The organism is Pseudomonas sp. M47T1 (assembly GCF_000263855.1).
Classification (GTDB): domain Bacteria; phylum Pseudomonadota; class Gammaproteobacteria; order Pseudomonadales; family Pseudomonadaceae; genus Aquipseudomonas.
Genome location: NZ_AJWX01000010.1, coordinates 75,446 through 98,014, shown reverse-complemented (window position 1 = coordinate 98,014; position 22,569 = coordinate 75,446). Strand labels below are relative to the sequence as shown.

The 22,569-nt window shown below is 64.1% G+C and carries 24 protein-coding genes; 8 read left to right on the top strand and 16 right to left on the bottom strand.

Annotation, left to right across the window (positions count from 1 at the left end; genetic code table 11):
* Positions 1-87: 87 nt before the first annotated feature.
* The 3 genes from PMM47T1_RS12845 to PMM47T1_RS12835 are packed head-to-tail and all read right to left on the bottom strand — an operon-like array spanning position 88 to position 3,059.
* A complete protein-coding gene (locus PMM47T1_RS12845) occupies positions 88-1,011 on the bottom strand; it encodes a sugar ABC transporter substrate-binding protein (RefSeq protein ID WP_008369377.1) in 924 nt (307 codons plus the stop codon).
* A gap of 48 nt (positions 1,012-1,059) precedes the next feature.
* Positions 1,060-2,214 (bottom strand): phytanoyl-CoA dioxygenase family protein, encoded by a 1,155-nt coding sequence (locus PMM47T1_RS12840; protein ID WP_008369375.1) that lies wholly within the window; start codon positions 2,212-2,214, stop codon positions 1,060-1,062.
* Entirely contained in the window at positions 2,211-3,059 is an 849-nt protein-coding gene (locus PMM47T1_RS12835; protein WP_008369373.1) for an SDR family oxidoreductase, read from the bottom strand. Before PMM47T1_RS12835 ends, PMM47T1_RS12840 begins: the two co-directional genes overlap by 4 nt.
* A gap of 124 nt (positions 3,060-3,183) precedes the next feature.
* Between PMM47T1_RS12835 and PMM47T1_RS12830 the strand changes: the two genes are divergently transcribed.
* The 4 genes from PMM47T1_RS12830 to PMM47T1_RS30095 all read left to right on the top strand — a co-directional run bounded on the left by PMM47T1_RS12830 (position 3,184) and on the right by PMM47T1_RS30095 (position 6,000).
* On the top strand, positions 3,184-4,209 hold the full coding sequence (locus PMM47T1_RS12830; RefSeq protein WP_043300975.1) for a LacI family DNA-binding transcriptional regulator: 1,026 nt from the start codon (positions 3,184-3,186) through the stop codon (positions 4,207-4,209).
* A 39-nt stretch (positions 4,210-4,248) separates the two neighbouring features.
* Positions 4,249-5,253: an inositol 2-dehydrogenase gene (gene iolG, locus PMM47T1_RS12825; RefSeq protein ID WP_008369368.1), complete on the top strand. Its 1,005-nt coding sequence runs from the start codon at positions 4,249-4,251 to the stop codon at positions 5,251-5,253.
* Positions 5,254-5,445: 192 nt separating this feature from the next.
* Positions 5,446-5,829, top strand: a complete 384-nt coding sequence (locus PMM47T1_RS12820; protein WP_008369365.1) for a hypothetical protein — start codon at positions 5,446-5,448, stop codon at positions 5,827-5,829.
* Positions 5,830-5,841: 12 nt separating this feature from the next.
* Positions 5,842-6,000 (top strand): hypothetical protein, encoded by a 159-nt coding sequence (locus tag PMM47T1_RS30095; protein WP_177323378.1) that lies wholly within the window; start codon positions 5,842-5,844, stop codon positions 5,998-6,000.
* A gap of 73 nt (positions 6,001-6,073) precedes the next feature.
* Here the strand turns inward: PMM47T1_RS30095 and PMM47T1_RS12815 are convergent, their stop codons facing one another.
* The 3 genes from PMM47T1_RS12815 to PMM47T1_RS12805 form a co-directional block, all read right to left on the bottom strand.
* Entirely contained in the window at positions 6,074-6,298 is a 225-nt protein-coding gene (locus PMM47T1_RS12815; protein WP_008369362.1) for a hypothetical protein, read from the bottom strand.
* Between the two features lie 18 nt (positions 6,299-6,316).
* The gene (locus PMM47T1_RS12810; RefSeq protein ID WP_008369361.1) at positions 6,317-6,583 is read right to left on the bottom strand and encodes a hypothetical protein; all 267 of its coding nucleotides are present in this window, start codon (positions 6,581-6,583) and stop codon (positions 6,317-6,319) included.
* A 61-nt stretch (positions 6,584-6,644) separates the two neighbouring features.
* Positions 6,645-7,544 carry an SDR family oxidoreductase gene (locus tag PMM47T1_RS12805; RefSeq protein WP_008369358.1) on the bottom strand — a complete coding sequence of 300 codons (900 nt, stop codon included), beginning with the start codon at positions 7,542-7,544 and terminating at the stop codon, positions 6,645-6,647.
* Positions 7,545-7,699: 155 nt separating this feature from the next.
* Here PMM47T1_RS12805 and PMM47T1_RS12800 point away from each other — a divergent pair, with 155 nt between their 5' ends.
* The gene (locus PMM47T1_RS12800) at positions 7,700-8,374 is read left to right on the top strand and encodes a glycosyltransferase (protein WP_008369356.1); all 675 of its coding nucleotides are present in this window, start codon (positions 7,700-7,702) and stop codon (positions 8,372-8,374) included.
* A gap of 131 nt (positions 8,375-8,505) precedes the next feature.
* Here PMM47T1_RS12800 and PMM47T1_RS30585 read toward each other — a convergent pair whose 3' ends face one another.
* Positions 8,506-8,640 (bottom strand): hypothetical protein, encoded by a 135-nt coding sequence (locus PMM47T1_RS30585; protein WP_008369351.1) that lies wholly within the window; start codon positions 8,638-8,640, stop codon positions 8,506-8,508.
* Between the two features lie 164 nt (positions 8,641-8,804).
* Here PMM47T1_RS30585 and PMM47T1_RS12795 point away from each other — a divergent pair, with 164 nt between their 5' ends.
* Both PMM47T1_RS12795 and PMM47T1_RS12790 read left to right on the top strand, forming a co-directional pair.
* Complete coding sequence (locus tag PMM47T1_RS12795) at positions 8,805-9,953, top strand: aldose epimerase family protein (protein WP_008369349.1); 1,149 nt, start codon at positions 8,805-8,807, stop codon at positions 9,951-9,953.
* Positions 9,954-10,005: 52 nt separating this feature from the next.
* Entirely contained in the window at positions 10,006-10,416 is a 411-nt protein-coding gene (locus PMM47T1_RS12790) for a cupin domain-containing protein (RefSeq protein WP_008369348.1), read from the top strand.
* Positions 10,417-10,564: 148 nt separating this feature from the next.
* Here PMM47T1_RS12790 and PMM47T1_RS12785 read toward each other — a convergent pair whose 3' ends face one another.
* The 9 genes from PMM47T1_RS12785 to PMM47T1_RS12745 form a co-directional block, all read right to left on the bottom strand.
* Complete coding sequence (locus tag PMM47T1_RS12785; RefSeq protein WP_043300973.1) at positions 10,565-11,398, bottom strand: ABC transporter ATP-binding protein; 834 nt, start codon at positions 11,396-11,398, stop codon at positions 10,565-10,567.
* Positions 11,386-12,189 carry an ABC transporter permease gene (locus PMM47T1_RS12780; RefSeq protein ID WP_008369344.1) on the bottom strand — a complete coding sequence of 268 codons (804 nt, stop codon included), beginning with the start codon at positions 12,187-12,189 and terminating at the stop codon, positions 11,386-11,388. The genes PMM47T1_RS12785 and PMM47T1_RS12780 overlap by 13 nt, the downstream gene beginning before the upstream one ends.
* Before the next feature lie 9 nt (positions 12,190-12,198).
* Complete coding sequence (locus tag PMM47T1_RS12775; protein ID WP_008369342.1) at positions 12,199-13,185, bottom strand: ABC transporter substrate-binding protein; 987 nt, start codon at positions 13,183-13,185, stop codon at positions 12,199-12,201.
* Positions 13,186-13,498: 313 nt separating this feature from the next.
* Entirely contained in the window at positions 13,499-15,115 is a 1,617-nt protein-coding gene (locus PMM47T1_RS12770; RefSeq protein ID WP_008369339.1) for a GMC family oxidoreductase, read from the bottom strand.
* Entirely contained in the window at positions 15,112-16,509 is a 1,398-nt protein-coding gene (locus PMM47T1_RS12765) for a purine-cytosine permease family protein (protein WP_008369331.1), read from the bottom strand. The genes PMM47T1_RS12770 and PMM47T1_RS12765 overlap by 4 nt, the downstream gene beginning before the upstream one ends.
* A 99-nt stretch (positions 16,510-16,608) precedes the next feature.
* Positions 16,609-18,099, bottom strand: a complete 1,491-nt coding sequence (locus tag PMM47T1_RS12760; RefSeq protein ID WP_008369329.1) for an aldehyde dehydrogenase — start codon at positions 18,097-18,099, stop codon at positions 16,609-16,611.
* 164 nt (positions 18,100-18,263) lie between these two features.
* Entirely contained in the window at positions 18,264-19,424 is a 1,161-nt protein-coding gene (gene argE / locus PMM47T1_RS12755; protein WP_008369328.1) for an acetylornithine deacetylase, read from the bottom strand.
* Complete coding sequence (locus tag PMM47T1_RS12750; RefSeq protein WP_008369326.1) at positions 19,425-20,099, bottom strand: DUF1028 domain-containing protein; 675 nt, start codon at positions 20,097-20,099, stop codon at positions 19,425-19,427.
* Positions 20,100-20,353: 254 nt separating this feature from the next.
* Positions 20,354-21,733, bottom strand: coding sequence for an aspartate aminotransferase family protein (locus tag PMM47T1_RS12745; RefSeq protein WP_008369324.1), 1,380 nt, complete (start codon positions 21,731-21,733; stop codon positions 20,354-20,356).
* 132 nt (positions 21,734-21,865) lie between these two features.
* Between PMM47T1_RS12745 and PMM47T1_RS12740 the strand changes: the two genes are divergently transcribed.
* A complete protein-coding gene (locus PMM47T1_RS12740) occupies positions 21,866-22,468 on the top strand; it encodes a TetR/AcrR family transcriptional regulator (RefSeq protein ID WP_008369322.1) in 603 nt (200 codons plus the stop codon).
* The last annotated feature ends 101 nt before the right edge of the window (positions 22,469-22,569 follow it).

The following is a 22,569-nucleotide window of genomic DNA, read 5'->3' as shown; positions in this document are numbered from 1 at the left end:
GCAAAATGCCCGCGCGAATGGGCCGTGGGCTGCGCGATTGGTCCGTCCACACACCCTCCGTAACGCGGCTTGCGCCGCTGCTACAGGTTATGGGTTAAGGAATTGCTCGTAGTTGGCCTTGGTGATCAGTTGGTAAGGGATGGTCAACTGCGCGGTGTAGGGTTCCTTGCGCACCATCTTCAACGCCAGGTCGATGGCACCGTTGGCTTGGCCCTTGCTGTCCTGATACACGGTGACGGCCAACTGGTCACGCTTCACCGCTTCCAGCCCGGCCGCGCCGCCATCGCTGCCGCCCACCAGTATGTCCTTGCCAGGCTTGAGGCCCGCCTGGGTGATGGCCATGGCCGCGCCGATGGCCATTTCATCGGCATTGGCCGCCACGGCGTCGATTTTCTGCCCCGACACAATCCAGTTGTTCATCAGGTCCATGGCCTTGCTGCGTTGCCATTCGGCGCTCTGCTCCTCCACCACATGAATGTTCGGATAGTCCTTGAGCACCGCTTTCACGCCCTGGGTGCGGCTGTGAGTGGCGTCGTTGGACAGCAGGCCGAGCATGATCGCCAGGTTGCCCTTGCCGCCCATTTTCTCCGCCAGGTAGCGCATCTGCAATTCACCCGACTTGACCTCGTCGGAGCCCACATAGCCCACCCCGGTTGGCAGGCTGGCCACGTCGGGACGGCGGTTGATGTATACCAGCGGCACCCCGGCCTTTACTGCGTCGTCGGTCATTTTCTGAGTGGCGGCGGTGTCCACCGGGTTGACGATGATGGCGTCCAGACCCTGGGCGGTGAAGTTCTGCACCTGGTTGAGTTGGCGCACCACGTCGCCCTGGGCATCTTCGAATTGCAGGGTCACGCCGGGCAACGACTTGGCGTGGGTCGCCATGTAGTCGCGCATCTGCGCCAGGAACACATCGTCGACCTGGGCAATGCTCACGCCGATATGAATATCTGCCAAGGCCAGAGGCGCGAAGATAACGGCCAGCAGGAAGGTCAGGAGTCGTTTTTTCATGGTTTCAGTCCGCTCTTGTTGTTGTAGTCGACTAGGAAAAAAAGGGCGTCATGCATTGCGTTTGTCACGCTGGCGCTGCACCGCTTCGGCAAAGGTTGCCAGCGGCCAGCGCTCAGCCAGTGCCTGGTGCATCAACTGTTGCCCGGTTTGCGGCGCCAGGCCGTGCACGGGCGGATCGGTGTCGAGGTTGGTGGGAAAGGAATAGCCGTCGGCGGTGCAGGCAATTACCGCCGCCACCTGTTTGGCGTCCAGTACCTGGTCGCTTACCCGCTCCAGCAGGCAGGGGTACAGCGCCAGCATCATGCGTTCACGGTCCACCGCTTCCATGGGCTTGCCGAACGCCGAGGAAATCTGCAACAGGTTGGCCATGCGCTGGCAGTCGGCCGTGCGGTTGGTACCGGCGGCGTGGAACAGCGCCGGGTTGAAGAACAGCAGGTCGCCCTTGTTCAGCGGCAACTGCACCGCGTGCTGCTGGAAGTATTCAATGAATTCCGCCCGGCGCCAGGCCAGGTAACCCAATGCGTACTGCTGGGAAAAAGGCAGCAGCTGGGTGGGGCCGGTTTCCAGCGGCATGTCGGAATGAGCGATGGCGCCTTGCAGGGTCAGGTACTGCGACAAGGCATGCAGGGGCAGGGGATAGCGCTGCACCACGTCCACGGTCTGGAAGCCCAGGTGGTAATCGCGGTGCGGCTGTTGCGCCTGGCCGCCGGGGTGCACCACGTTGACCTGGGCGGTGACCTGAAAGTCCGGGCCCAGCCAGGCCTCGGCAATCAGCCCCAGTAACGGGTTGGCGTAATACTCGACGAAAGACGCCGGGGCGTGCAGCGCCGCCTTCTGCAAGGCGTTCCAGATGCGCCCGTTGCTGCCAGCCTTGGCAAAGTGGTCAGCGGCCACGCCCTGTGCCGCTTCCTCGGCGAAGATAGCCTGGAACACCTTACTGTGGCGGTCAACCACGCCGAGGTCGGTATAGGCCTGGCGCACCACCAACACCCCGGGGCCATTGCTGAACAGGTGATGCAGTTCATTCAACACCTGGGTGCGATCACCGTCGCGCAAGGCCTGGGCCTGGTAGATCGGCACATTGCCCTGCACCTCGCTGCAGTGTGCATAGTCATGGGCCAGGGCCTGTTGTTCGCACAGGCGCGCGAAGTCGTGCAACTGCACGGCGTCGGCGCCCGCGAAGGCGGATGCTGCTGTGTTCATCGGCCATCCTCCGCCAGTTTCAAGGCGTGCTCGGGGCGCGGCGAGCTGCCGTCGCCGCAGCCGATCACCCCTTGCTCCAGGTCAATGACGGTGCCGGTCATCATCCCCGACTCGCGGGACAGCAGAAAGGCCACGCTCTGCGCCACTTCCTCAGGTTTGAGCAGGCGACCGAACGGCTGGGCGTGTTCGGCTTTCGCGAGCCAGCCGTCCTGGGCGCCGTGGTACTGGCGCTGGATATCATCTTCGTGAGGCGTGTCCATCCAGCCGATGTTCAGGCCATTGATGCGGATGCGGTTGCGCAGGGCGCTGAACGCTGCGTTCTTGGTGAGAATCGCCAAGGCGCCCTTGGAGGCGGCATAGGCGGTGAGAAACGATTGGCCGCCGTGGCCGGTGACGCTCTGGATATTAACGATGGAGCCTTCCACGCCGCCGTTGATCATCAACTTCAGCGCCTCCTGAATCAGGAAAAACGGCGCCCGCACATTCACCGCGAACAGCCGGTCAAACAGCTCGGGTGAGGTGTCCAGGATGGTGCCGCGGTCGGACATGCCCGCGCAGTTGACCAGCCCGTGAAGCGTACCGAAGTGGGTGCGGGCGGCTTCGATGATGGCGCGGCAATCCTCGACTTGCTCAAGGTCGGCCTCGACGAAAAAAGCCTGGCAATCGAGCTCCGCCAACGCGCGCACCTGCGCCTGGCCCTGCTCGGCACGCCTGCCGCAAATGATCAGCCCGGCCGCGCCACGCCGGGCCAGGGTATGGGCCACGGCAGCACCGAGGCCCTGGGTGCTGCCGGTGACAACAAAGTACTGGCCACTGAATGAAGTGGCGAGGTCAGTTTGAGACATTGGGTTCTCCCGGGTGTTTGTTGTTGTCGGGGCGCCGGCTCGACGCCTGGCGAAACTGAGACTAGCATTGCAATTACCTCAGCAATGCCCAAAAAGACCTCAAGAAAACCTCAGGCTGAACATGATGCTCGAACGCGCCAAACACTTCTCCATCAAGCAACTGGCTACCCAGGCGGGCGTCAGCAAGGCCACGGTCGACCGGGTGCTGCACCAGCGCGGCAGCGTTCACTACCAGACCCACCGGCGCATCGAGCAGGCCTTGGACGAGCTAGAAGCCCAGGAAAAAAATGGCCTGGCGGTGGGGCGCACCTTTCACGTTGACGTGGTCATGCACACGCCCCAGCGTTTCAGCGCTGCGGTGCAAGCGGCCATCAGCGCGCAACTGGGCAGCCTGGCGCCGTTTCGCATTGCCCCGCGCTTTCACCTGTTTGAACAAATCGAGCCCCAGGCCATGCACGACCAACTGCTGCGTTGCCTGGACGCCGGCAGCCAGGGCGTGGTGCTCAAGGCCGCCGACGAACCGGCGGTGAACCTGGCGGTCAAGCAGCTTGCGGCGGCGGGCATTCCGGTGGTGACCCTGGTGACCGATTTGCCCCACAGCGAGCGCATCGGCTATGTCGGCATGGACAATCGCACCGCCGGGCAGACTGCGGCCTATCTGCTGTCGCGCTGGCTGGCGCCGCTGCCGCAGGAGGTGGCGGTGGTGATCGGCAGTGAACTGTTTCGTGGCGAGGAAGAGCGCGAAATGGGCTTTCGAATGTGGTTGCGCACCCGTGCCGAGCACTTGCAGGTGCTGGACATCAGCGGTGGCTATGGCGTCTACGAACGCACCTTCGAGCGGGTGACGGCGGCGCTCAATCAGTACCCCAACCTGAAGGCGGTGTACAGCGTGGGCGGTGGCAACCGCGCGATTGTCGACGCCTTCGCCGCGTTGGACCGGCCCCTGGAGGTGTTCATCGGCCATGACGTGGACGACGAAAACCGCCAGTTGCTGGCCGAGGAAAAGATCGCCGCAGTCATTGACCACAACCTGCAGGTCGATGCCCGAAATGTGTTCCTGCACATTCTGCAATTCCATCGCCTGTGGAAGCCGGAGCCTATTGCACCGTCCCAGGTGCAGATCGTCACGCCGTTCAACCTGCCGTACTGATTCACCTCCCTGTACAACAATAAATTCAGGAGTTCGACCATGTTACGTATCGCCGTTCTGGGTGCCGGGCGCATCGCCAACATCCACGCCGCCAACGTCGCCGCCCATCCCCACGCCCAACTGGTGCTGGTGGCCGACCCGTGGCGCGAAGGGGTCAATGCCCTGAGCGCACAACTGGGTTGCGAAGCCGCTTATGATTGCGCCGCCGTGCTGGGTCGCACGGACATCGACGCCGTGGTGATCGGCACGCCCACCGATACCCACATTGACCTGATGCTGGCGGCTGTGGCCCAGGGCAAGGCGGTGTTGTGCGAAAAACCCATCGACCTGGACATCGCCAAGGCGCGCGCGGCGGTGCAGGCCGTGGAACAGCAGCACGGGCGGGTGATGCTGGGCTTCAACCGCCGTTTCGACCCTGACATCCTGCACCTGCGCGCGGCGCTCGACGGCGGCCACATCGGTGCGGTGCGCCAGGTAATCATCACCAGCCGCGACCCGTCTCTGGCCCCGCGGGATTACCTGGCGCATTCGGGCGGCATCCTGCGCGACATGACCATTCATGATTTAGACATGGCCCGCCACCTGTTGGGCGAGGAGCCCTGCGAGGTCAGCGCCATCGCCAGCCGCCTGGTGGACCCGACGCTTGAGCAGATCGACGATTACGACAGCGTGATGGTCATGTTGCGTACCGCCTCGGGAAAACAGTGCCACATCAACTGCTGCCGCGAGGCGGTGTACGGCTATGACCAGCGGGTGGAAGTGTCCGGGGCGCTAGGCGTGCTGCTGACCGATAACCACCGGCCCAGCACCGTACGCCACTGGAGCGCGAAGCACACCGAGGCGCTGGAGCCGCTGCAGCATTTCTTCCTGGAACGCTACGCCGACGCCTACCGCAATGAGCTGGCGCAGTTCATCGACGCCCTGGCTGCGGGCCGTGCGCTGCCCACCACCGTGCGCGATGGCCTGTATGCCTTGTACCTGGCGGATTGCGCCCTGGAGTCCGTGCGCACGGGGCGGGCGGTGGCGGTCGATTACGACCTTTGATCGGCCGTTGCGCTGTGCTGGGCGTGCACGTTGCCTGGGCACGGTGGGCGCATTCACCTGAACAGGTGCGAATATCCAGCAGTGGGTTCACGTCGCCGTCCCCTGGGCAGATGGTTCGAACTTATGGGGAAAATGCGCTTCACAGCTCAAAGGGCGAGTAAAAACTGCCCGCATCGCGCAGAGGTGAACATCATGCCACGAGGTAGCAAAGACAAATATACCGCCGAGCAAAGACGCAAGGCCGAGCACATTGAAGAGCGTTACGAGGACAAGGGCCTGTCGAAGAGCACCGCCGAAGCCCGCGCCTGGGCCACGGTGAACAAGCAGTCCGGCGGCGGCGAAAAGGCCGGCGGATCCGGCCGCCATACGTCGGCGACGCGAAAGGCCAGCGCCACGTCCGACTCGGCCAAGCGTGCCGCGCAAAGCCGCGCCGGGCATCCGCGCAGTGCGCGTTCGTCACTGGGCACCCAGACCAAGGCAAGCCTGATGAGTGAGGCGCGAAGCCGCAACCTGCGCGGCCGCTCCACCATGACCAAGGCCGAGCTGATCGAAGCGCTGCATCACCCACAGGGCTGAAGGACAATGACCATGACTGATCCCAAGACACCCCAGCACAACCCCAACCCCACGCACCTGCCGGGCGAAGTGGAGCGCGCCAACGACGCCCACCGCTCCAGCGAGCCAAAGCCCGGCAAGCGCGACAGCACCGCCCAGGAAACCGCTCGGCAGGTTAACCCCAAACCCTGAAACCGGTCGCCCGAACCCTGTAGCCGCTGCCCACGCCTGCGGTTACAGGGGTTGGGGATCAGGGATCTGACGCTCAATTGCCGTCGGCCACCTTGCGTTCGATCTCGGCGGTCTTGCGTTCCAGGGTTTCGGCGTCCTGTTCCTTGGCGCGGGTGGAAGACGGGGTGATCACCTCGTCCACGGCGCGGGTGTCGTCGTCGGCGTCGTCCAGGTCCCGCTGCAGAACGTTCACTGGCTTGCCGGAGGTGTCGCGGGGCGGGTCATTTTCGGCAAGGTCATTGCATTTGTCGTTGCTCATGATGGTGTCCTCGCAGGGTCAGGCAGCTTCGATGTCCAGCATCCAGCCGTCTGCTTGATGGTCACGATGGCGAATGATGCCGTGGTAGTGCTGTTGATCCACCTGAAAAGTCAGCGTGTGGGCCTTGCGCAAGGCGTCTGCCCCCGGCCCGCTGACTTCCAGGCGAAAGCCCGGTTCATCACGTTGCTCACGCGGCAGTACGCGGGCGTTGCAGGTGGTGTGGCCGGGCGTGGGGCCGAACAGCGTGTCTTCCACGAAATCGATGTGCAGCGGTAACGGGTCCATGGCGCGTGGCTCCTGTTGTTTACGTATGGAACCACGCGCCACGCCCAAGTTCCGAGCGATTTCAGGGCAGCGGATTGCCGCCGGTCACACCGAAGATCTCACCGGTGATGTAGCTCGATTCCTGGGTGGCCAGGAACACATACAGCGGTGCGCACTCGGCCGGCTGGCCAGGACGTTTCATCGGTGTCTGCGAGCCGAAGGTGGGGATCTTCTCGTCGGGTTGGCCGCCGCTGGGTTGCAGGGGCGTCCAGATCGGGCCTGGCGCCACTGCATTGACCCGCACGCCTTGGGCAATCACCTGTTTGGCCAGGGCCTTGGTGAAGGCGACGATGGCCGACTTGGTCGAGGCATAATCCAGCAGGTTCTGCGAGGGGCTGTAGGACTGGATGGACGCGGTATTGATGATGGTGGCGCCGGCGGGCAGGTGCGGCAGCGCCGCCTTGCACAGCCAGAACAGCGCGTAGACGTTGGACTTGAAGGTGGCGTCGAACTGCTCGGTGGTCAGGTCGGCAATGGCCTCCACGGCCTGCTGCTTGCCCGCCACGTTGACCAGCACATCCAGGCCGTCCAAGGCCTTGACCGCCTGGCTCACCAGGTTCTGGCAGAACTGCTCGTGCTTCAGGTCACCGGGTACGCACACCGCCTTGCGGCCTTCGGCTTCGATGAGTTTCACCACCTCCCGCGCATCACTTTCCTCCTCGGGCAAGTAGTTGAGCACGATGTCCGCGCCTTCGCGGGCAAAGGCGATGGCGGCCGCGCGGCCGATGCCCGAGTCGGCGCCGGTGATCAGCGCCTTGCGCCCCAGCATACGGCCGAAGCCCTTGTAGCTGAGCTCGCCGTGGTCCGCCGCCGGGGCCAGTTTGTGCACGGTGCCTGGGGCATCCTGGTGCTGTTTGGGGAACTCCGGGTGTGGGTACTGGGTGAGCGGGTTTTGCATCGAATACTGGTTTTCAGTCGCCATGACGGATGTCCTCTCGCGTACGTTCAAATCATGACAGTGGAGGCAACGAGTGGCCGGATCGTTCAGATTTTCTGCCCACGCAGATTTTTTAAACCTTCTGCCCACTGCCTGGGTCGATTGGCTACAGGCACTGCTTCGGCACATGAGGGCGACGTATGATCGGTGTGATAATTCCTGCGCATGACGAAGCACGCTACATCGACCAATGCCTGGCCTCGATTAAGGAGGCTGCACGGCACCGGCAGCTGGCCGGCATTGCCGTGCAGGTGTTGGTGGTGCTGGACGATTGCCGCGACGATACCGGCCTGCTGGCCGCTGCGGCGGGGTGTTCGACCCTTGAGGTCAGCTTTCGCAATGTAGGCAAGGCTCGCGCCTATGGCGCCCAGGCACTGCTGAACGCCGGCGCGCAGTGGCTGGCGTTCACTGACGCGGACACCCGCGTGCCCCCCGACTGGCTGGCGCGGCAGATCGGCTTTCAGGCCGACGCCGTGTGCGGCACTGTGTCGGTAGACAGCTGGGAGCATCACCCGCAGCACGTGCGCGCCCGCTATATGGAGGGCTATCGATTCGAAGAAGGCCACCGTCACATTCACGGTGCCAATCTGGGGTTGAGTGCGGCCGTTTACGAAAAGGTCGGCGGCTTCCAGCACCTGGCGGCCCACGAGGATGTGCAACTGGTGGCGGACCTGGAGCGCATCGGCGCGCGTATTGTGTGGACCGCCACCAATTCGGTGGTGACCAGCGCACGGCGCGACTTCAAATGCCGTGAAGGGTTTGGCGAATACCTGCTGTCGCTGGAGGAGCCTGCGGCTGTCATGGCTGCTCCCTGAACTCCCTGAATATAGACTCCCGAATGCCGAATCTGCATGGGCAATCCTGTCGCCTGGCGGCAGCGGCTACAGGTTTCCAGGGCCGGCGCCGCGTTGCCGAAGCGGTTACAGAATTCAAGCTTGGGCCGGTTTCACGCCACGCAGCATATCCAGTGGTGATCGCACCGGTACGGCGCACGCGTGAACACCACGTCCGCCATCAATACCATGCCGCGCTGTTGCAGTGCCTCGGTCAGTTCCACCAGTGTCTCTGCTTCGATAGTCATCGCTGTTACCTCGTCAGATTACCCTGTACATAGGTGTTGACTGGCCCCGTGGCGCGATGATTCAGTTTTTCTTGCCCTTACGTTTTCCAGGGCGACCTTTGTCGGGCCTGCCGGCCCTTGTCTATCGTGGTTTGATGGTGTTCTTTGCGTACAGGGAGTCATCGATGAAAAACGTTCTGCTGCTGTCCAGTCTTTCCTTGGCCCTGCTGGTGGGCGGCACGGCCCACGCCGCAGGCCTGTCCAGCCAGAAAAGCAGCTTCGGCACGCTGGCCGACGGCACCGCCATCGACAAATACACCCTGAGCAACAGCCAGGGCACGCAGGTGTCGGTAATCACCTACGGCGCCATCCTGCAATCGGTGATCGTCGCCGACAAACAGGGCAAGTTCGATGACGTGCTGCTAGGCTTCGACACCGCCAAGGAGTACGAGGCGAAAAACAACGACCCCCATTTCGGTGCCACCATCGGTCGCTACGCCAACCGTATCGCCGACGGTAAATTCGCGGTGGACGGCCATGCCTATAGCGTGCCCATCAATGCCGCGCCCAACGCCATGCACGGTGGCCCCGAAGGTTTCGACCGCCACCTGTGGAAGGCTGCGCCTAGCCATGACAAGGGGGCAGTTGGCGTCACCCTCAGTTACGTGAGTGCCGACGGCGAGATGGGCTTTCCCGGCGCCTTGACGACCCAGGTCACCTACAGCCTCAACGAGCGCAACGAACTGCGTATCCAGTTTCACGCCACCACCACCAAGCCCACCGTGCTCAACCTGACCAACCACGGCTATTACAACCTGGCCGGCGCAGGCAGCGGCACCATACTCGACCAGGTGGCTACCCTGCACGCCAGCCACTTTACGCCGGTGTCGGCCAAGCTGATCCCCACCGGCGAGATCGCTCCGGTGGCCGGCACTCCCATGGACTTCCTGAAGCCCACGCCCATTGGCACGCATATCAAGGATGACCACCCGCAGCTCAAATTCGCCGAACCCAAGCAGGGCGGCTTCGACTTCAACTACGTGCTCGACACCCATGGCGACTTGAGCAAGCCTGCGGTCGACATCCATGACCCGCACTCCGGGCGTCGCCTGCAACTGTTCACGACCCAGCCGGCGGTGCAGTTCTACACCTCCAATTCGCTGGACGGCAGCATCAGTGGCAAGGCGGGCAAGGTGTATCAGCACTGGGGGGCGTTCGCTCTGGAAGCCGAGCATTACCCGGATTCACCCAACCAGCCGGCATTCCCAAGCACTCGCTTGAACCCAGGGCAGGCTTTTTCCCAGACCACGGTGATGAAGTTCACCCATGATTGATGGGGCAACGGTACCCTTGGCGCTTGATACCGACGTTTAGGAAGGCAAACACATGATCTTCGGCTTGAATGGCAAGACCTGCGCACTGTTGGCCACTGTTCTGGCCATGGGCGGTTGCGCGTCGATGAGCCCGCCTGCGGCAAAGCCAGGGGCCGGTTCGCGTACCGTGCTACAGCACGTGGTGTACCCGGCGGGGTATGAGGTGAATGTGATTCGCATCGTACTGCCGGCCAACACCCATTCCCCGCACCACACCCACCCAGGCCTTGAGTCGGGCTACGTGGCGCGCGGTTCGGTGACCATCGCCATCGACGGCCAGCCCGAGCACGTGCTGCAGGCGGGCGACACCTTCGAAACCCCGGCCGGCGCCCCGCACATCGTCAAGAACGGCCCTGAGGAAACCGAGATCGTCTCCACCTACATCACCGAACTGGGCAAGCCGCTGACGCACGTGTTGCCGTAATCGCGCCGCCCCACTGATTGGCTGACTCGTCGCCCCCCCCCGTAGCTGCCGCCAGGCTGCGAAAAGGGCCGCAGGACCTTCGGCGGTGCCATATCGAACGCGGGCCCGCTGCGCGGGCCTTCGCAGCCTGCGGGGGGTAAGGAGACTTTTAGTGTGCGTTGGCGTCGTCGTGCAACAGGTGGAAGATCTCGCGCTTCATGCGAATGAAGTCGGCGTCCATCACCATGTCCAGGTTGCGCGGGCGCTCGATGGGCACGTCCAGCACCTGCTTGATGCGCCCCGGCCGTGCGCCCATGACGAAGATCCGGTCACCCAGCAGGATGGCCTCGTCGATGTCGTGGGTCACGAACAACACGGTCTTCTTACTGTGCTCCCATACCTTGAGCAGCAGTTGCTGCATCTGTAGCCGGGTCTGGCTGTCCAGCGCTCCGAAGGGTTCATCCATCAACAGAATCTGCGGGTCGTTGGCCAGCGCGCGAGCGATGGCCACGCGCTGCATCATGCCGCCCGACAGTTGCTTTGCGTAGTTGTCGGCAAAACGCTGCAGGCCCACTTCGTTGAGGTAGAACTCGACGATCTCCTTGCGCTCGGCCGCCGGCATGCCGCGGCGCTTGAGGCCGAACTCGATGTTCTGGCGCACGGTGAGCCACGGGAACAGGGTGTAGCTCTGGAACACCATGCCGCGGTCGGCGCCGGGGCCGTCCACTTGCTGGCCGCCCACGTAGATCTCGCCGCTGCTGGGCTCGGCCAGGCCGGCGGTGAGGTATAGCAGGCTGGACTTGCCACACCCCGAAGGGCCCACCAGCACGGCGAACTGCTGGTCGGGCACCTCGAAGGACACCTCTTGCAGCGCCGTGAAGGTGCTGCCCGAAGGCGTCTTGTAGTGCAGGCTGACCTTGTCCACTTTCAGCCGTGGCGCCGCATTGGGCGTCGGCATCGTGGGGGGCACCAGCCGTGGCGAAGTTGCGGTTACTGAGCCCATGCGGCCACCTTGATGCGAAGAAGTCGGAACAATTGATCGGTGATCAGGCCCAGCAGGCCGATGACCGCGATCGCCAGGAAAATCACGTCCACCTGAAAGCCGCGCATGGCTTTCAGGCTCAGGTAGCCCAGGCCGCTGGACGCGGCCACCAGCTCAGCCACCACCAGGTAGGTCCAGGCCCAACCCATGGTCACCCGCAGGGTATCGAGGATGCCCGGCACCGAGGCCGGGGCAATCACGTGCACCACCGCATCGACGCGGTTGGAGCCCAGGGTGTAGGAGGCGTTAATCAGGTCCTTGGAAATGCCCTTGGACACGTCAGCGATCATCACCAGTTGCTGGAAGAACACGCCGAAGATGATCACCGACACCCGCTGCTCAAGGCCAATGCCGATCCACAGGATGAACAGCGGCACGAACGAGGTCACCGGCAGGTAGCGGATGAAGTTCACCAGCGGCTCCAGGAATGCCTGCACCACGCGGAAGCTGCCCATCAGCAGCCCCACCGGCACAGCCACCAGGGAGGAGATGATGAAACCGACCATTACCACTTCCACGCTGGCCCACACGTGTGTGCCCAGGGTGCCATCGCGGGCCAGGCGCAGGGCGGCTTCTACCACGGCGCCGGGGGTGGGCAGGAACATCGCCGGCACCACGCCACCGTAGGAGAGCACGGCCCACAGGCCGATCATCAGTACCCACGCCAGGGCGCTGGCGCTCCAGACCACCTGCACAGGCAGGCTGGTCTTGGGCGTGAAGCAGCGGTTAAGCCATGAGTTGCGCTTGGACATGCCAGGCTCCTATCGCGGGGTGACGAAACGGTTGTCGACCAAGTCGCTGTAGCTGACATTGAACGGCTTGCCTTGCAGCTCGCTGGCGGTCTGGTTGGCCAGCTTGATCACGTTGGCGGCGTCGCCGGTGGTGCCGTTGCTGCCCAGCAGTTTTTCGCTCATGGCCTGGTCATAGAAGCGCACGCCCTTGGCGGCCGATGCCAGTTCAGACGGGTCGGCCAGGTAGCCACCCACGCCCTTGGCCATGATCGCGTAAGCCTCCTGCGGATGGTCCTTGGTGTACTGCACGGCCTTGTACAGGCCGGCCACCAGGGCCTTGACGTCTTCAGGCTGCTTTTCCACCACGTCGCAGTTCAGCGCCACCACGTCGACGATTACGCCGGGGGTGGTGCTGCTGTCGACCAGCACCTTGCCGGTGTTCTTCTCGCGCACCGTGGTCAGGTGAGGCTCCCATGTTACGGCGGCGGGCACGCGGCCGGCGATGAAGGCCGTGGCGGCGTCGTCGGCGGTCATGTTCTGGATGGTCAGGTCGCTCATTTTCATGCCGGCGTTCTTCAGCAGGTAGGCTAGCCAGAACTGCGACACCGACCCTTCGTTCACGGCAATGGCCTTGCCTTTGAGTTCTTGCAGGCTGTTGACGTCCTTGCCTACCAGCACGCCGTCGCCACCGTGGCTTTCATCCAGCGCGGCCACGGCCTTGAAGCAGAACTGCGGGCGGTACTTGAGGATTTCGTCCAGGGTGGAGGCCGAACCGGACAGCTTGCCCGACGCCTGGGCGGCCATGTACATGGAGGCCTCTTCGATGGTGGGCAGCTCCACGGTCAGGCCCTTTTCCTTGAAGTAACCCAGGTCCTGGGCCAGGTACAGGGTGCCGTAGCCTACCCAGGTGGTGTGGCCGATGGACAGGGTGCCGGCCTGGGCGCCACTGGCGATGCCGGCGGCGAGTGCGGTCAGGGCCAGCGGGCGCACGCAGCGCGATACGAAAGACTTGATCATGAAACACTCCCGGAACGTTGGTGTTTTAGTTGGTTTCTCGGGGCAGTGGGCGTAACGCCAAAAACGTCGAACGGTGGGTCTCTGACGGACCTTTTGCCTCTGTGCGGCAGGGTCGATGTTGGCTGATGTGGCGGGGCAGGAAAACGAGGAAATTTGTGGTCGCTAACGAGGAAAAAGGTTGTTCGGCAGGAAGAAGGGCGTGTGGCGCATCTAGAGGTGGGAGCGGGCTCTGCCCGCGAAAGGAACGCCGCGTAAACAACAGATACGCGGTGATCTTTTCGCGGGCAGAGCCCGCTCCCACGAGGGTTTCAGGTTAAATCGCGGCCATCTTCGCGGCATTGGCAGTGGCGTTGGCGGGCTCGAGAATCATCGCTGCCGCCTTCTCGCCAATCATGATGCACGGCGCGTTGGTATTGCCGCTGATCAGCGTCGGCATGATCGAGGCGTCCACCACGCGCAGGCCCCTGATGCCGTGCACCCGCAACTGCGGATCGACCACGGCCATGGGGTCGCTGCCCATTTTGCAGGTGCCCACGGGGTGGAACACCGTGGCGGCGTAGTCGCGCACGTAGTCCAGCAACTGCTGGTCGGTCTGCACCTGGGCGCCGGGCAGCATTTCCTTGCCGCGAATGGCGTCGAACTGAGTGTCGGCGAGGATGCGCCGGGCCAGTTTCAGGCCTTCCACCAGCACCTTGGCGTCGTCGGGGTTGCTGAGGAAATTGAAGTCGATCACTAACGTGCCGTCGCGACCCAGGCGCAATTCACCGATGCTCTTGGGCCGCAGCACGCAGGTGTGCACGGCATAGCCATGGCCCCACTCGAACAGGCGACCGCGGTGGCTGCGGTAGCCCGGCACGAAGTGAAACTGCACGTCGGGCAAGGCCTCGGCCAAGGGTGTACGGGCGAAGCCGCCGGCTTCCACGTAGTTGGTGGTCAGCCAGCCCATTTTGCTGACCAGGTAGCGCAACGGCGAGGCCAGGATGGCCGCCAGCGAACCCAGGGAGAAGCCCAGCGTGAGCGGACTTTTCGAACGCACGGTTACCAGGCCGTCCAGGTGGTCTTGCAGGTTCTTGCCCACCCCGGGCAGGTCGTGGCGCACCGGGATGCCGGCCTCGGTCAGTTCGGCGGCCGGGCCGATGCCAGAGGCCAGCAACAGCTGCGGGCTGCCGATGGCACCGGCGCTGAGGATCACTTCCCTCCGGGCCTTGAGGAAGGTCTGCACGCCGTTGCTGTCCACCACCACGCCCTTGGCGATCTTTTGCTCGACCACCACCGACTTCACCGTGCAGTCGGTGACCACGGTGAGGTTGGTACGGTCGAGTACAGGGGCCACGAAGGCGCGGTAGCTGGACAGGCGTCGGGCGGTTTTCTGGGTCAGGTTGTAGATACCGCAGCCTTCCAGGCGTGGGCCGTTGAAGTCGTCATTGCGGCGGATACCGATTTTTTCCGCCGCCTTGACGAACATCCCCGACACCGGATTGGGGTCGCGCGCCGCTTCCACGTTCAGCTCGCCGCCGGTGCCGTGCAGGGCAGGGTCCTGTCCCAGGCGGTTGTTCTCCGATTGCTTGAAGTAGGGCAGCACACTGGCCCAGTCCCAGCCGGGCTGCGCCCAGCGATCGTAGTCGCTGGCATGGCCGCGGATATAGATCATGCTGTTCATCGAGCTGGATCCGCCCAACGCCTTGCCGCGTGGCGTATGCAGCGAGCGGTTGCCGAGGTTTTTCTGCGGCGCGGAAAAGAAGTTCCAGCTGTATTTCTTGCTCTTGTACAGGGTGATGGTGCCGGCCGGTGTCTGGATGCGCGGGCTGTTGTCGTTGCCGCCGGCTTCGATCAGGCAGACCTTGACCTGCGGATCGGCACTGAGGCGGTTGGCAAGCACGCAGCCCGAAGAGCCGGCGCCGACGATGATGTAGTCGAAGTCGGTGTTCATGCACTTCTCCCGGCGGTGCGCAGCGCTGGGGCGCGACGGCGGCGGCTGAGCAGGTAATAGACCGGCGAGATCACCACCAGGCCCACGATCCAGGAAATATCGGCGCCGCCCATGGCCTTGGCCACCACGCCGGTGTACAGCTCGGTGGCCATGAACGGCACCTGCACCAGCACGCCCAGCACGTAGCAGCCCACGGCCGTCCAGTTGCAGTAACCGTAGAGGCCACCGTCACGGCGCAAGAACGAAGCCACGTCGTAGCTGCCGTGGGCCACCAGGTAGTAATCCACCAGGTTGATGGCGGTCCAGGGCACCAGCACGTACAGCAGCAACAGAATGAAGTTGGTGTAGTTGGCCATGAAGTCGTCCTGGCCCAGCAAGGCCAGGGCCAGGGAGATGGAGAACAGCACCAGCGCGGTCAGCGTGCGCGACAGGGCGCCGGCCGACCATTTCGGTACCAGGGTCTGGCCCACGGTGATGGCCGACAGGGTGCCGCAGTACAGGTTCATGGCGTTGGTGGCGGCAATGCCCACCGAGAACACGGCTACCACCAGGGTGGCGATGGGGCCGGTCATTTCGATCAGGCCGGCGATGATGTCACCGTCCACGCTCAGGCCTACCACCACACCCAGGGCCATGGGCAGGATCGAGCCCAGGCAGCAACCCCAGTAGCTGGACCAGAAGGCCGAGCGGTCACCGGTGTCGGCTGGCAGGTAACGCGAGTAGTCCGATACATACGGTGCGTACGCCAGTTGCCACAAAGCGGCCACCGACAGGGTGCCGAGGAAGCCCGGCAGGTTGAAGCTGTTGCGCTGCATGAAGTCGGCCGGCAGCCCGTGCACGCCCACGATCCAGATGAAGCACAGCAGCAGGATGGCGCCGGACAGGTACGACATCACCCGCGTGTAGGCGTGGATCAGGCGATAGCCGAACACCGTGGCCACCACGCTGATCAGCCCCACCAGGACAATGCCCTGGTTGGTGCTGAACAGGGGGTAGCGGCTGTGCAGCGACTGGCCGCCCAGCACCAGGTTGGAGGCGAAGAAGCCCAGGTACATGATGACCACCAGGGCCACCACCAGCAAGGACCCGTAGGAGCCGAACTGACCGCGGGTCTGCACCATCTGCGGCACGCCCAGCTGCGGGCCTTGCGCCGAGTGCAGGGCCATGAACACGCCACCGATGAGGTTGCCGGCGATCAGCGCCAGCATGGCGGTGATGAAGGGCAGCTTGAACACGGTCACGGCCAGGGCGCCGGTGACCACTGTCAGCAGCATGATGTTGGAGCCGAACCAGATGGTGAACAGGTCCCGGGCGCGCCCATGGCGCTGGTCCAGGGCAATGGGCTGGATGGTGCTCAGCTCCAGGGTGGCGGGTTTGGGGGCGTGGTGATTCATGGCATGCGTTCGCTCTGTGAATGGCGGGCAGATAAATCAAGAAAGTGCTGCTGGGGTTTTTGTTGTTTTGTGTGGGCGCGGTCAGTGTGGTTGAAGAGCTCAGCGCAGCTGGAACCAGGTGGTTTTCAGCTGGGTGTACTTGTCGAACGAGTGCAGCGACAGGTCGCGGCCAAAGCCTGACTGTTTGCCGCCGCCAAAGGGCACGCACACGTCCAGGGCGTCCACGGTGTTCACCGACACGGTGCCTGCATTCAAGCGGCGTGCCACCCGGTGGGCGCGGTTGAGGTCGTCGGTCCACAACGACGCCGCCAGGCCGTAGATATGGTCATTGGCCAGGTGCACGGCTTCGTCTTCGTGGTCAAAGGCGCTGATGGCCAGCACCGGGCCGAACACTTCTTCGCGGGCCAGGCGCATGTCAGCGGTGACGCCGGTGAACAGCGTGGGCTGGATGAAATTGTCTGAGCCATTGAGCGTCACGCGCTCACCACCGGCCACGCGCTGGGCGCCGCTGGCGTCGGCGTCGACGATGAAGTTCATGATGCGCGCGGCCTGAGTGGCGTCGACGATGGCGCCCATTTTGCTGGCCGGGTTCAGCGGGTCGCCCGGTTGCCAGTCACGGGCCTTGGCGATCAGGCGCTCGACAAACTCGTCATGAATACTGCGCTCCACCAGCAGGCGCGAGTTGGCCGAGCACACCTCGCCCTGATTGAAGAAAATGCCGAACGCCGCTTTTTCGGCCGCCAGGTCCAGGTCCTGACAATCGGCGAACACCAGGTTCGGGCTTTTGCCACCGCATTCCAGCCACACCTGCTTGAGGTTCGACTGGGCGGCGTACTGCATGAAGTATTTGCCCACCTGGGTGGAGCCGGTAAACGCCAGGGCGTCCACGTCGGGGTGCAGGCCCAGGGCGCGGCCGGCCTGTTCGCCCAGGCCGGTGACTACGTTCAATACACCTTCCGGCACGCCAGCCAGAAGTGCCAGTTCGGCCAGGCGCAGGGCCGAAAAGGGCGATTGTTCGGCGGGCTTGAGGATGACACTGTTACCGGCCGCCAGCGCCGGTGCCAGCTTCCAGGCGGCCATGTCCAGCGGGAAGTTCCACGGCACCACGGCGGCGATCACGCCCAGCGCTTCGCGGGTGATGGTGGCCAGGGTGCCAGGGCCGGTGGGGGCCACCTGGTCATACAGCTTGTCCAGGCTTTCGGCGTACCAGGCGAACACGTGGGCGGCACCAGGTACGTCGATGTTCCAGGCGTCCATCACCGGCTTGCCCATGCTCAGCGAGTCCAGCAGGGCCAGTTCTTCGCGGTGGGCCAGAATCAGCTCCGACAGGCGCAGCAGCACGGCCTTGCGCTCGCGCGGGGCCATGCGTGCCCAGGGGCCGTGGTCGAAAGCCTTGCGCGCGGCGCGCACGGCCAAGTCGACATCGGCGTCGGCGCAGGCGGCAACCTGCGCCAGCAGGCCGTTGGTGGCAGGGTTGATGACCGCGAAGGTCTCGCCGGACAGGGCGGCGTGGGTGCGCCCGTCGATGTGGGCGGTGGTGTCGAAGGGTTGGGTGCGGGCCAGACGTTGCCAGGTGTTGAGGTCAGTCACTGCGGTCTCCAGAATCCACGATCAATGAGGGGATACTGGGGGAAGTGGGGCAAGCACGAAATGAGGAAATATGTGCTTGGGTTCGATAAAAAAGCGAGGCAATTTCGCCCTTTTTCAGGGCGCAAGGCGCCCCCTTCCGGTGCGTCAGAACACCCCCGCTGCATCTACGAAGGGCGTGTGTGGAGGTATTCGGCGATGCGCGCCAGCATGGCGTCGCAGGCGTTTAGCTGGGCCACGCTGACGAACTCGTCGGGCTTGTGGCCCTGGTCCATGCTGCCCGGCCCGCACACCACCGTGGCGATGCCGATGGCGTCGAACAATCCACCTTCGGTGCCGAAGGCCACCGTGCTGAAGGCGTCTGAGCCGCAGAAGCGGGCAATCAGTTGCGCCGCCTGGCTGTGGCGGTCGGTGGCCAGCCCGGGGTACGCCGACAGCTCGCTGAAATGGATGGCACTGTCGGCATTCACCGCCTGCATGCGCGGCAACACTTCATCGCGGGCGTAGCGCTGCAGTTGTTCGGCCACCTGGCGCGGGTCCTGGGCGGGCAGGGCGCGCACTTCGAAGTCGAAGCGGCAGTGCGCCGGCACAATGTTCAGCGCCTTGCCGCCGCTGATCACCCCGGTCTGCACCGTGCTGAAGGGTGGGTCGAAGCGGCTGTCCTGCAACGCAGGGGCGCGCAGGCGTGCACCAATATGGCCCAGCTCGCCGATCAATTGGGCGGCATGTTCAATGGCGTTTACCCCTTGCGGTGCATAGGCCGAGTGACACGCCGCGCCGTGCACGTCACAACGCATGGCCAGTTTGCCCTTGTGGCCGAGCACCGGCGCAAGTTCAGTGGGTTCGCCGATGATGCACAGCAGCGGCGTGTGCGGCCGGGTCGCCAGTTCCGTGAGCAGCGAGCGCACGCCCAGGCAGCCTACTTCCTCGTCGTAACTGAGGGCAATGTGCACCGGCATCGACAGCGGTGCCGCCAGCAGGCTGGGCACGGCGGCCAGCACGCAGGCGATATAGCCCTTCATGTCGGCGGCGCCACGGCCATACAACTTGCCATCGCGCTCAGTGAGGGTGAACGGCGGCACCGTCCACGCCTGGCCGTCCACCGGTACTACGTCGGTGTGGCCCGACAGCACAATCCCGGGGCGGTCATCGGTGCCCAGGGTGGCGAACAGGTTGGCCTTGCTGCGCTCGGCGTTGAAGATCAGTTGGCACGGCACGCCGAACCCTTCGAGGTACTGGCGCGCGAACTCAATCAGTTGCAGGTTCGATTCACGGCTGGTGGTGTCGAAGCCGATCAGGTCGGCCAGTAGTGCGCGACTGCTGCTCATTTATTCGTCCCCGGGCACGCCGTAGCGGGGCGCCTTGGTCGGGTCCAGGGCGCGGGTCAGGTAGTCCTGCAACTGCGGGCGGTAGGCCGTCCACAGTTTGGCCAGCGCGTCGATGGGCGCCTCGTCGGCCCAGTCCACGCGCAGGTCGACGATGGGCCAGGTCAGCTCGCCCACCACCACCAGCGCGGCCGAGTGCACGGGGCCTGCTTCGCCACCGGCGGCCACGGCGGCCTGCATGGCGGCCAACAGGCGGTCGGCCAGTTGCCCCTCGCTGGTTTCAAAGGTGCGCACCAGGGTGTCGATCACGGCGCGGTCGGCCAGCATGTTGCCGGCCCCCACGCATTGCTCGCCGGCCACGGCATTGTGCGTGCCCAGGGTTTCGCTGCCGCTGAAGAAGGCGGCGTTGCCCAGGTGGTCCAGGGCGGTCACTTGGCGGTACTGGCTGTAGCCATTGCTGGTCAGCGCCTTGTCCAGGGCCTGGGCGGGGGTAAGCCCGTGCTCCAGTTGGTCGAGTACCTGCGGGCCCAGGGCAGGCAGGGTGATGTTCTGGGTGGACACCGCGCCCACGCCTGGGCGCAGCCACGGGCAGCGCGCGCCCACGGCAATGCTGGAGGAGCTGATGGCAATGCCCAGCTGGCCGGTTTCGGCGCAGCGGCCGACGATGGAAAACGTCATGGGGGATTCGTCCTGTTGAGTGTACAAGACCATTGTGGGCATGGGGCGGGGTGGGGGAAATTAGGATTTTTATGGTGCTAGGTTCGTAAAAAGCTCTGCAGCCGGATACCCCCGCATGGCGCTGGCGAACGCCTCCCCCGGAGCTGCCGAAGGCTGCGAAGGCCCGCACCGCGGGCCCGCGATCAACCTGACACCGCCGAAGGTCATGCAGACCTTCTCGCAGCCTGAGGGCAGCTGCGAGGGGGAGGGTGTGCTTACAGGACCCCAATCTCGCGGGCGGTGCGGTCCACGGCGATGCGGGTCTTGTCCACCAGTTCGTCCAGTTCGGCACGGGTGGCCACCAGGGCCGGGGCCATGATCATGCGTCCCAGGGTGGAGCGGATGATGATGCCTTCCTCGAAACCGATGGTGCGGCAGCGCCAGGCGATATCGTTCTCGTTGGCAAAGCGCTTGCGGGTGGCCTTGTCTTCGGCGAACTGCAACGCCGCCACCAGGCCGATACCTTGTACTTCACCCACCAGCGGGTGGTTGCCGAACACTTCGCGCAGGCAGTTCTGCAGGTACGGGCCGGTGTCGGTTTTCACTTGGGTAACCACACCTTCGTCGCGCAGCGCCTTGAGGTTGGCGATGGCCACGGCGGCGGCCACCGGGTGCCCGGAGTAGGTCAGGCCATGGGCAAATACGCCGCCGCGTTCCACCAGGGCCTCGGCCATGCGCCGTGACAGGATCAGGCCACCCATGGGGATGTAGCCCGAGGTCAGGCCCTTGGCGATGGACAGGGTGTCGGGTTCGAAGCCCAGTGCCTGGTGGGCGAACCATTCACCCGTGCGGCCGAAACCGCCGATCACTTCATCAGCGCACAACAGCACATCATATTGGCGGCAGATACGCTGAATTTCCGGCCAGTAGGTGGCCGGCGGAATGATCATGCCACCGGCGCCCTGGAAGGGCTCGGCGACGAAGGCGGCGACCTTGTCGGCGCCCAGCTGCAGAATTTTGTCTTCCAGCTGGCGTGCGGCGCGCAGGCCGAACTCTTCAGGGCTGAGATTGCCCTCGTGGGCATACCAGTAAGGCTCGTCGATGTGCACCACATCCGGCACGGTGCCGCCCATGTCGTGCATGAACTTCATGCCGCCCAGCGCCGTGGCGGCCAGGGTGGAGCCGTGGTAGCCGTTCCAGCGGCCGATCATGATTTTCTTCTCGGGCTTGCCCATCACCTGCCAGAACTTGCGCACCGTGCGGATCAGCACCTCGTTGGCTTCGGAGCCGGAGTTGGTGTAGATGGCGTGGCTGTAGTGTGACGGCAGCAGGCTGAACAGCAACTCGGACAGCTCGATCACTGCCGGGTGGGTGGTGTGGAAGAACATGTTGTAGTACGGCAGTTGTTCCAGCTGTTTGCTGGCGGCGGCGGCCAGGTCCTTGCGGCCATAGCCCAGGTTGGTGCACCACAGGCCCGACATGCCGTCCAGGTAGCGCTTGCCGTCGCTGTCCCACAGGGTCAGCCGCTCGCCGCCAACGATGACGCGCGGGCCTTCTTCGTTCAGCGCCTTCTGGTCGACAAAAGCGTGAATGTGGTGGGCCGCATCGGCGGCCTGGTAGTCACGGGTGCTGCGGTTAGGGCGTTCGGTGGTCATTGCCTGTCTCCTGTGGCGGGCGCTGGATGGACAGATTATTTGCAGTCAAAAATATTTTTGTAAACAAAATAATTTGCCTCGAAAATAAAAGACCTTACCCTAGGGCCACCTGTACCGCCCGCCAGAGCCTTCATGACCGGATTACGAGAACGACAGAAAGAGCAGCGCCGCCAGGTCATTGCCGAGGCCGCGCTGGCGCTGTTCAAGGCCAATGGTTTCGTGGCCACCACCCTTGAGCAGATTGCCCAGCGGGCCGGGGTGTCGGCGCCCACCGTGGTCAATTACTTTGGTGGCAAGCAGGAGATCCTGCTGGCGCTGCTCAAGGGCCCGGACCAGCAGGCCATGCTCGAAGCCCGCGCCCACCTGGACGACACCTGCGACCCGCTGGACGCCCTGTGCGAGCTGGAAGGCTTGATGACCCGCTACCAGTTGCAGGCCATGCCGGCGTCGCTGTGGCGCGAGCTGGCGCCGTTCCTGTTCACCGGCGAGTTCGCCGCCACCTTCCAGCCCTGGAACGACGCCGTGGTGGCCGAGACCCGGGCGCTGCTGCTGCATTTCCAACAGTTGGGCAAGGTCAAGGCCACGGTGGACATCGACGTCGCCGCCACGCTGTTCAACCAGTACGCCAACCTGGCGTTCATCCGCCTGGCCACCGAGCCCGCCCCGAACCGCGCCGCCCATGCGGCGCACATGCGCGCGGTGTTGCGGCTGTTGTGCCACGGTCTGTTGGTCTAGCCATACCTGTGGCTGCCGGCTTGCCAGCGAGCTTTTGACCCTCAACAGCTCGCTGGCAAACCAGCGCCCACAGGCTGATTTTCACCCTCCAAGCTTTTTCC

Excerpts from the sequence above, each read along its gene's own strand:
- PMM47T1_RS12845 (WP_008369377.1), bottom strand. The coding sequence starts at position 1,011 with ATGAAAAAACGACTCCTGACCTTCCTGCTGGCCGTTATCTTCGCGCCT.
- PMM47T1_RS12840 (WP_008369375.1), bottom strand. The coding sequence starts at position 2,214 with ATGAACACAGCAGCATCCGCCTTCGCGGGCGCCGACGCCGTGCAGTTG.
- PMM47T1_RS12835 (WP_008369373.1), bottom strand. The coding sequence starts at position 3,059 with ATGTCTCAAACTGACCTCGCCACTTCATTCAGTGGCCAGTACTTTGTT.
- PMM47T1_RS12830 (WP_043300975.1), top strand. The coding sequence starts at position 3,184 with ATGCTCGAACGCGCCAAACACTTCTCCATCAAGCAACTGGCTACCCAG.
- iolG (WP_008369368.1), top strand. The coding sequence starts at position 4,249 with ATGTTACGTATCGCCGTTCTGGGTGCCGGGCGCATCGCCAACATCCAC.
- PMM47T1_RS12820 (WP_008369365.1), top strand. The coding sequence starts at position 5,446 with ATGCCACGAGGTAGCAAAGACAAATATACCGCCGAGCAAAGACGCAAG.
- PMM47T1_RS30095 (WP_177323378.1), top strand. The coding sequence starts at position 5,842 with ATGACTGATCCCAAGACACCCCAGCACAACCCCAACCCCACGCACCTG.
- PMM47T1_RS12815 (WP_008369362.1), bottom strand. The coding sequence starts at position 6,298 with ATGAGCAACGACAAATGCAATGACCTTGCCGAAAATGACCCGCCCCGC.
- PMM47T1_RS12810 (WP_008369361.1), bottom strand. The coding sequence starts at position 6,583 with ATGGACCCGTTACCGCTGCACATCGATTTCGTGGAAGACACGCTGTTC.
- PMM47T1_RS12805 (WP_008369358.1), bottom strand. The coding sequence starts at position 7,544 with ATGGCGACTGAAAACCAGTATTCGATGCAAAACCCGCTCACCCAGTAC.
- PMM47T1_RS12800 (WP_008369356.1), top strand. The coding sequence starts at position 7,700 with ATGATCGGTGTGATAATTCCTGCGCATGACGAAGCACGCTACATCGAC.
- PMM47T1_RS30585 (WP_008369351.1), bottom strand. The coding sequence starts at position 8,640 with ATGACTATCGAAGCAGAGACACTGGTGGAACTGACCGAGGCACTGCAA.
- PMM47T1_RS12795 (WP_008369349.1), top strand. The coding sequence starts at position 8,805 with ATGAAAAACGTTCTGCTGCTGTCCAGTCTTTCCTTGGCCCTGCTGGTG.
- PMM47T1_RS12790 (WP_008369348.1), top strand. The coding sequence starts at position 10,006 with ATGATCTTCGGCTTGAATGGCAAGACCTGCGCACTGTTGGCCACTGTT.
- PMM47T1_RS12785 (WP_043300973.1), bottom strand. The coding sequence starts at position 11,398 with ATGGGCTCAGTAACCGCAACTTCGCCACGGCTGGTGCCCCCCACGATG.
- PMM47T1_RS12780 (WP_008369344.1), bottom strand. The coding sequence starts at position 12,189 with ATGTCCAAGCGCAACTCATGGCTTAACCGCTGCTTCACGCCCAAGACC.
- PMM47T1_RS12775 (WP_008369342.1), bottom strand. The coding sequence starts at position 13,185 with ATGATCAAGTCTTTCGTATCGCGCTGCGTGCGCCCGCTGGCCCTGACC.
- PMM47T1_RS12770 (WP_008369339.1), bottom strand. The coding sequence starts at position 15,115 with ATGAACACCGACTTCGACTACATCATCGTCGGCGCCGGCTCTTCGGGC.
- PMM47T1_RS12765 (WP_008369331.1), bottom strand. The coding sequence starts at position 16,509 with ATGAATCACCACGCCCCCAAACCCGCCACCCTGGAGCTGAGCACCATC.
- argE (WP_008369328.1), bottom strand. The coding sequence starts at position 19,424 with ATGAGCAGCAGTCGCGCACTACTGGCCGACCTGATCGGCTTCGACACC.
- PMM47T1_RS12750 (WP_008369326.1), bottom strand. The coding sequence starts at position 20,099 with ATGACGTTTTCCATCGTCGGCCGCTGCGCCGAAACCGGCCAGCTGGGC.
- PMM47T1_RS12745 (WP_008369324.1), bottom strand. The coding sequence starts at position 21,733 with ATGACCACCGAACGCCCTAACCGCAGCACCCGTGACTACCAGGCCGCC.
- PMM47T1_RS12740 (WP_008369322.1), top strand. The coding sequence starts at position 21,866 with ATGACCGGATTACGAGAACGACAGAAAGAGCAGCGCCGCCAGGTCATT.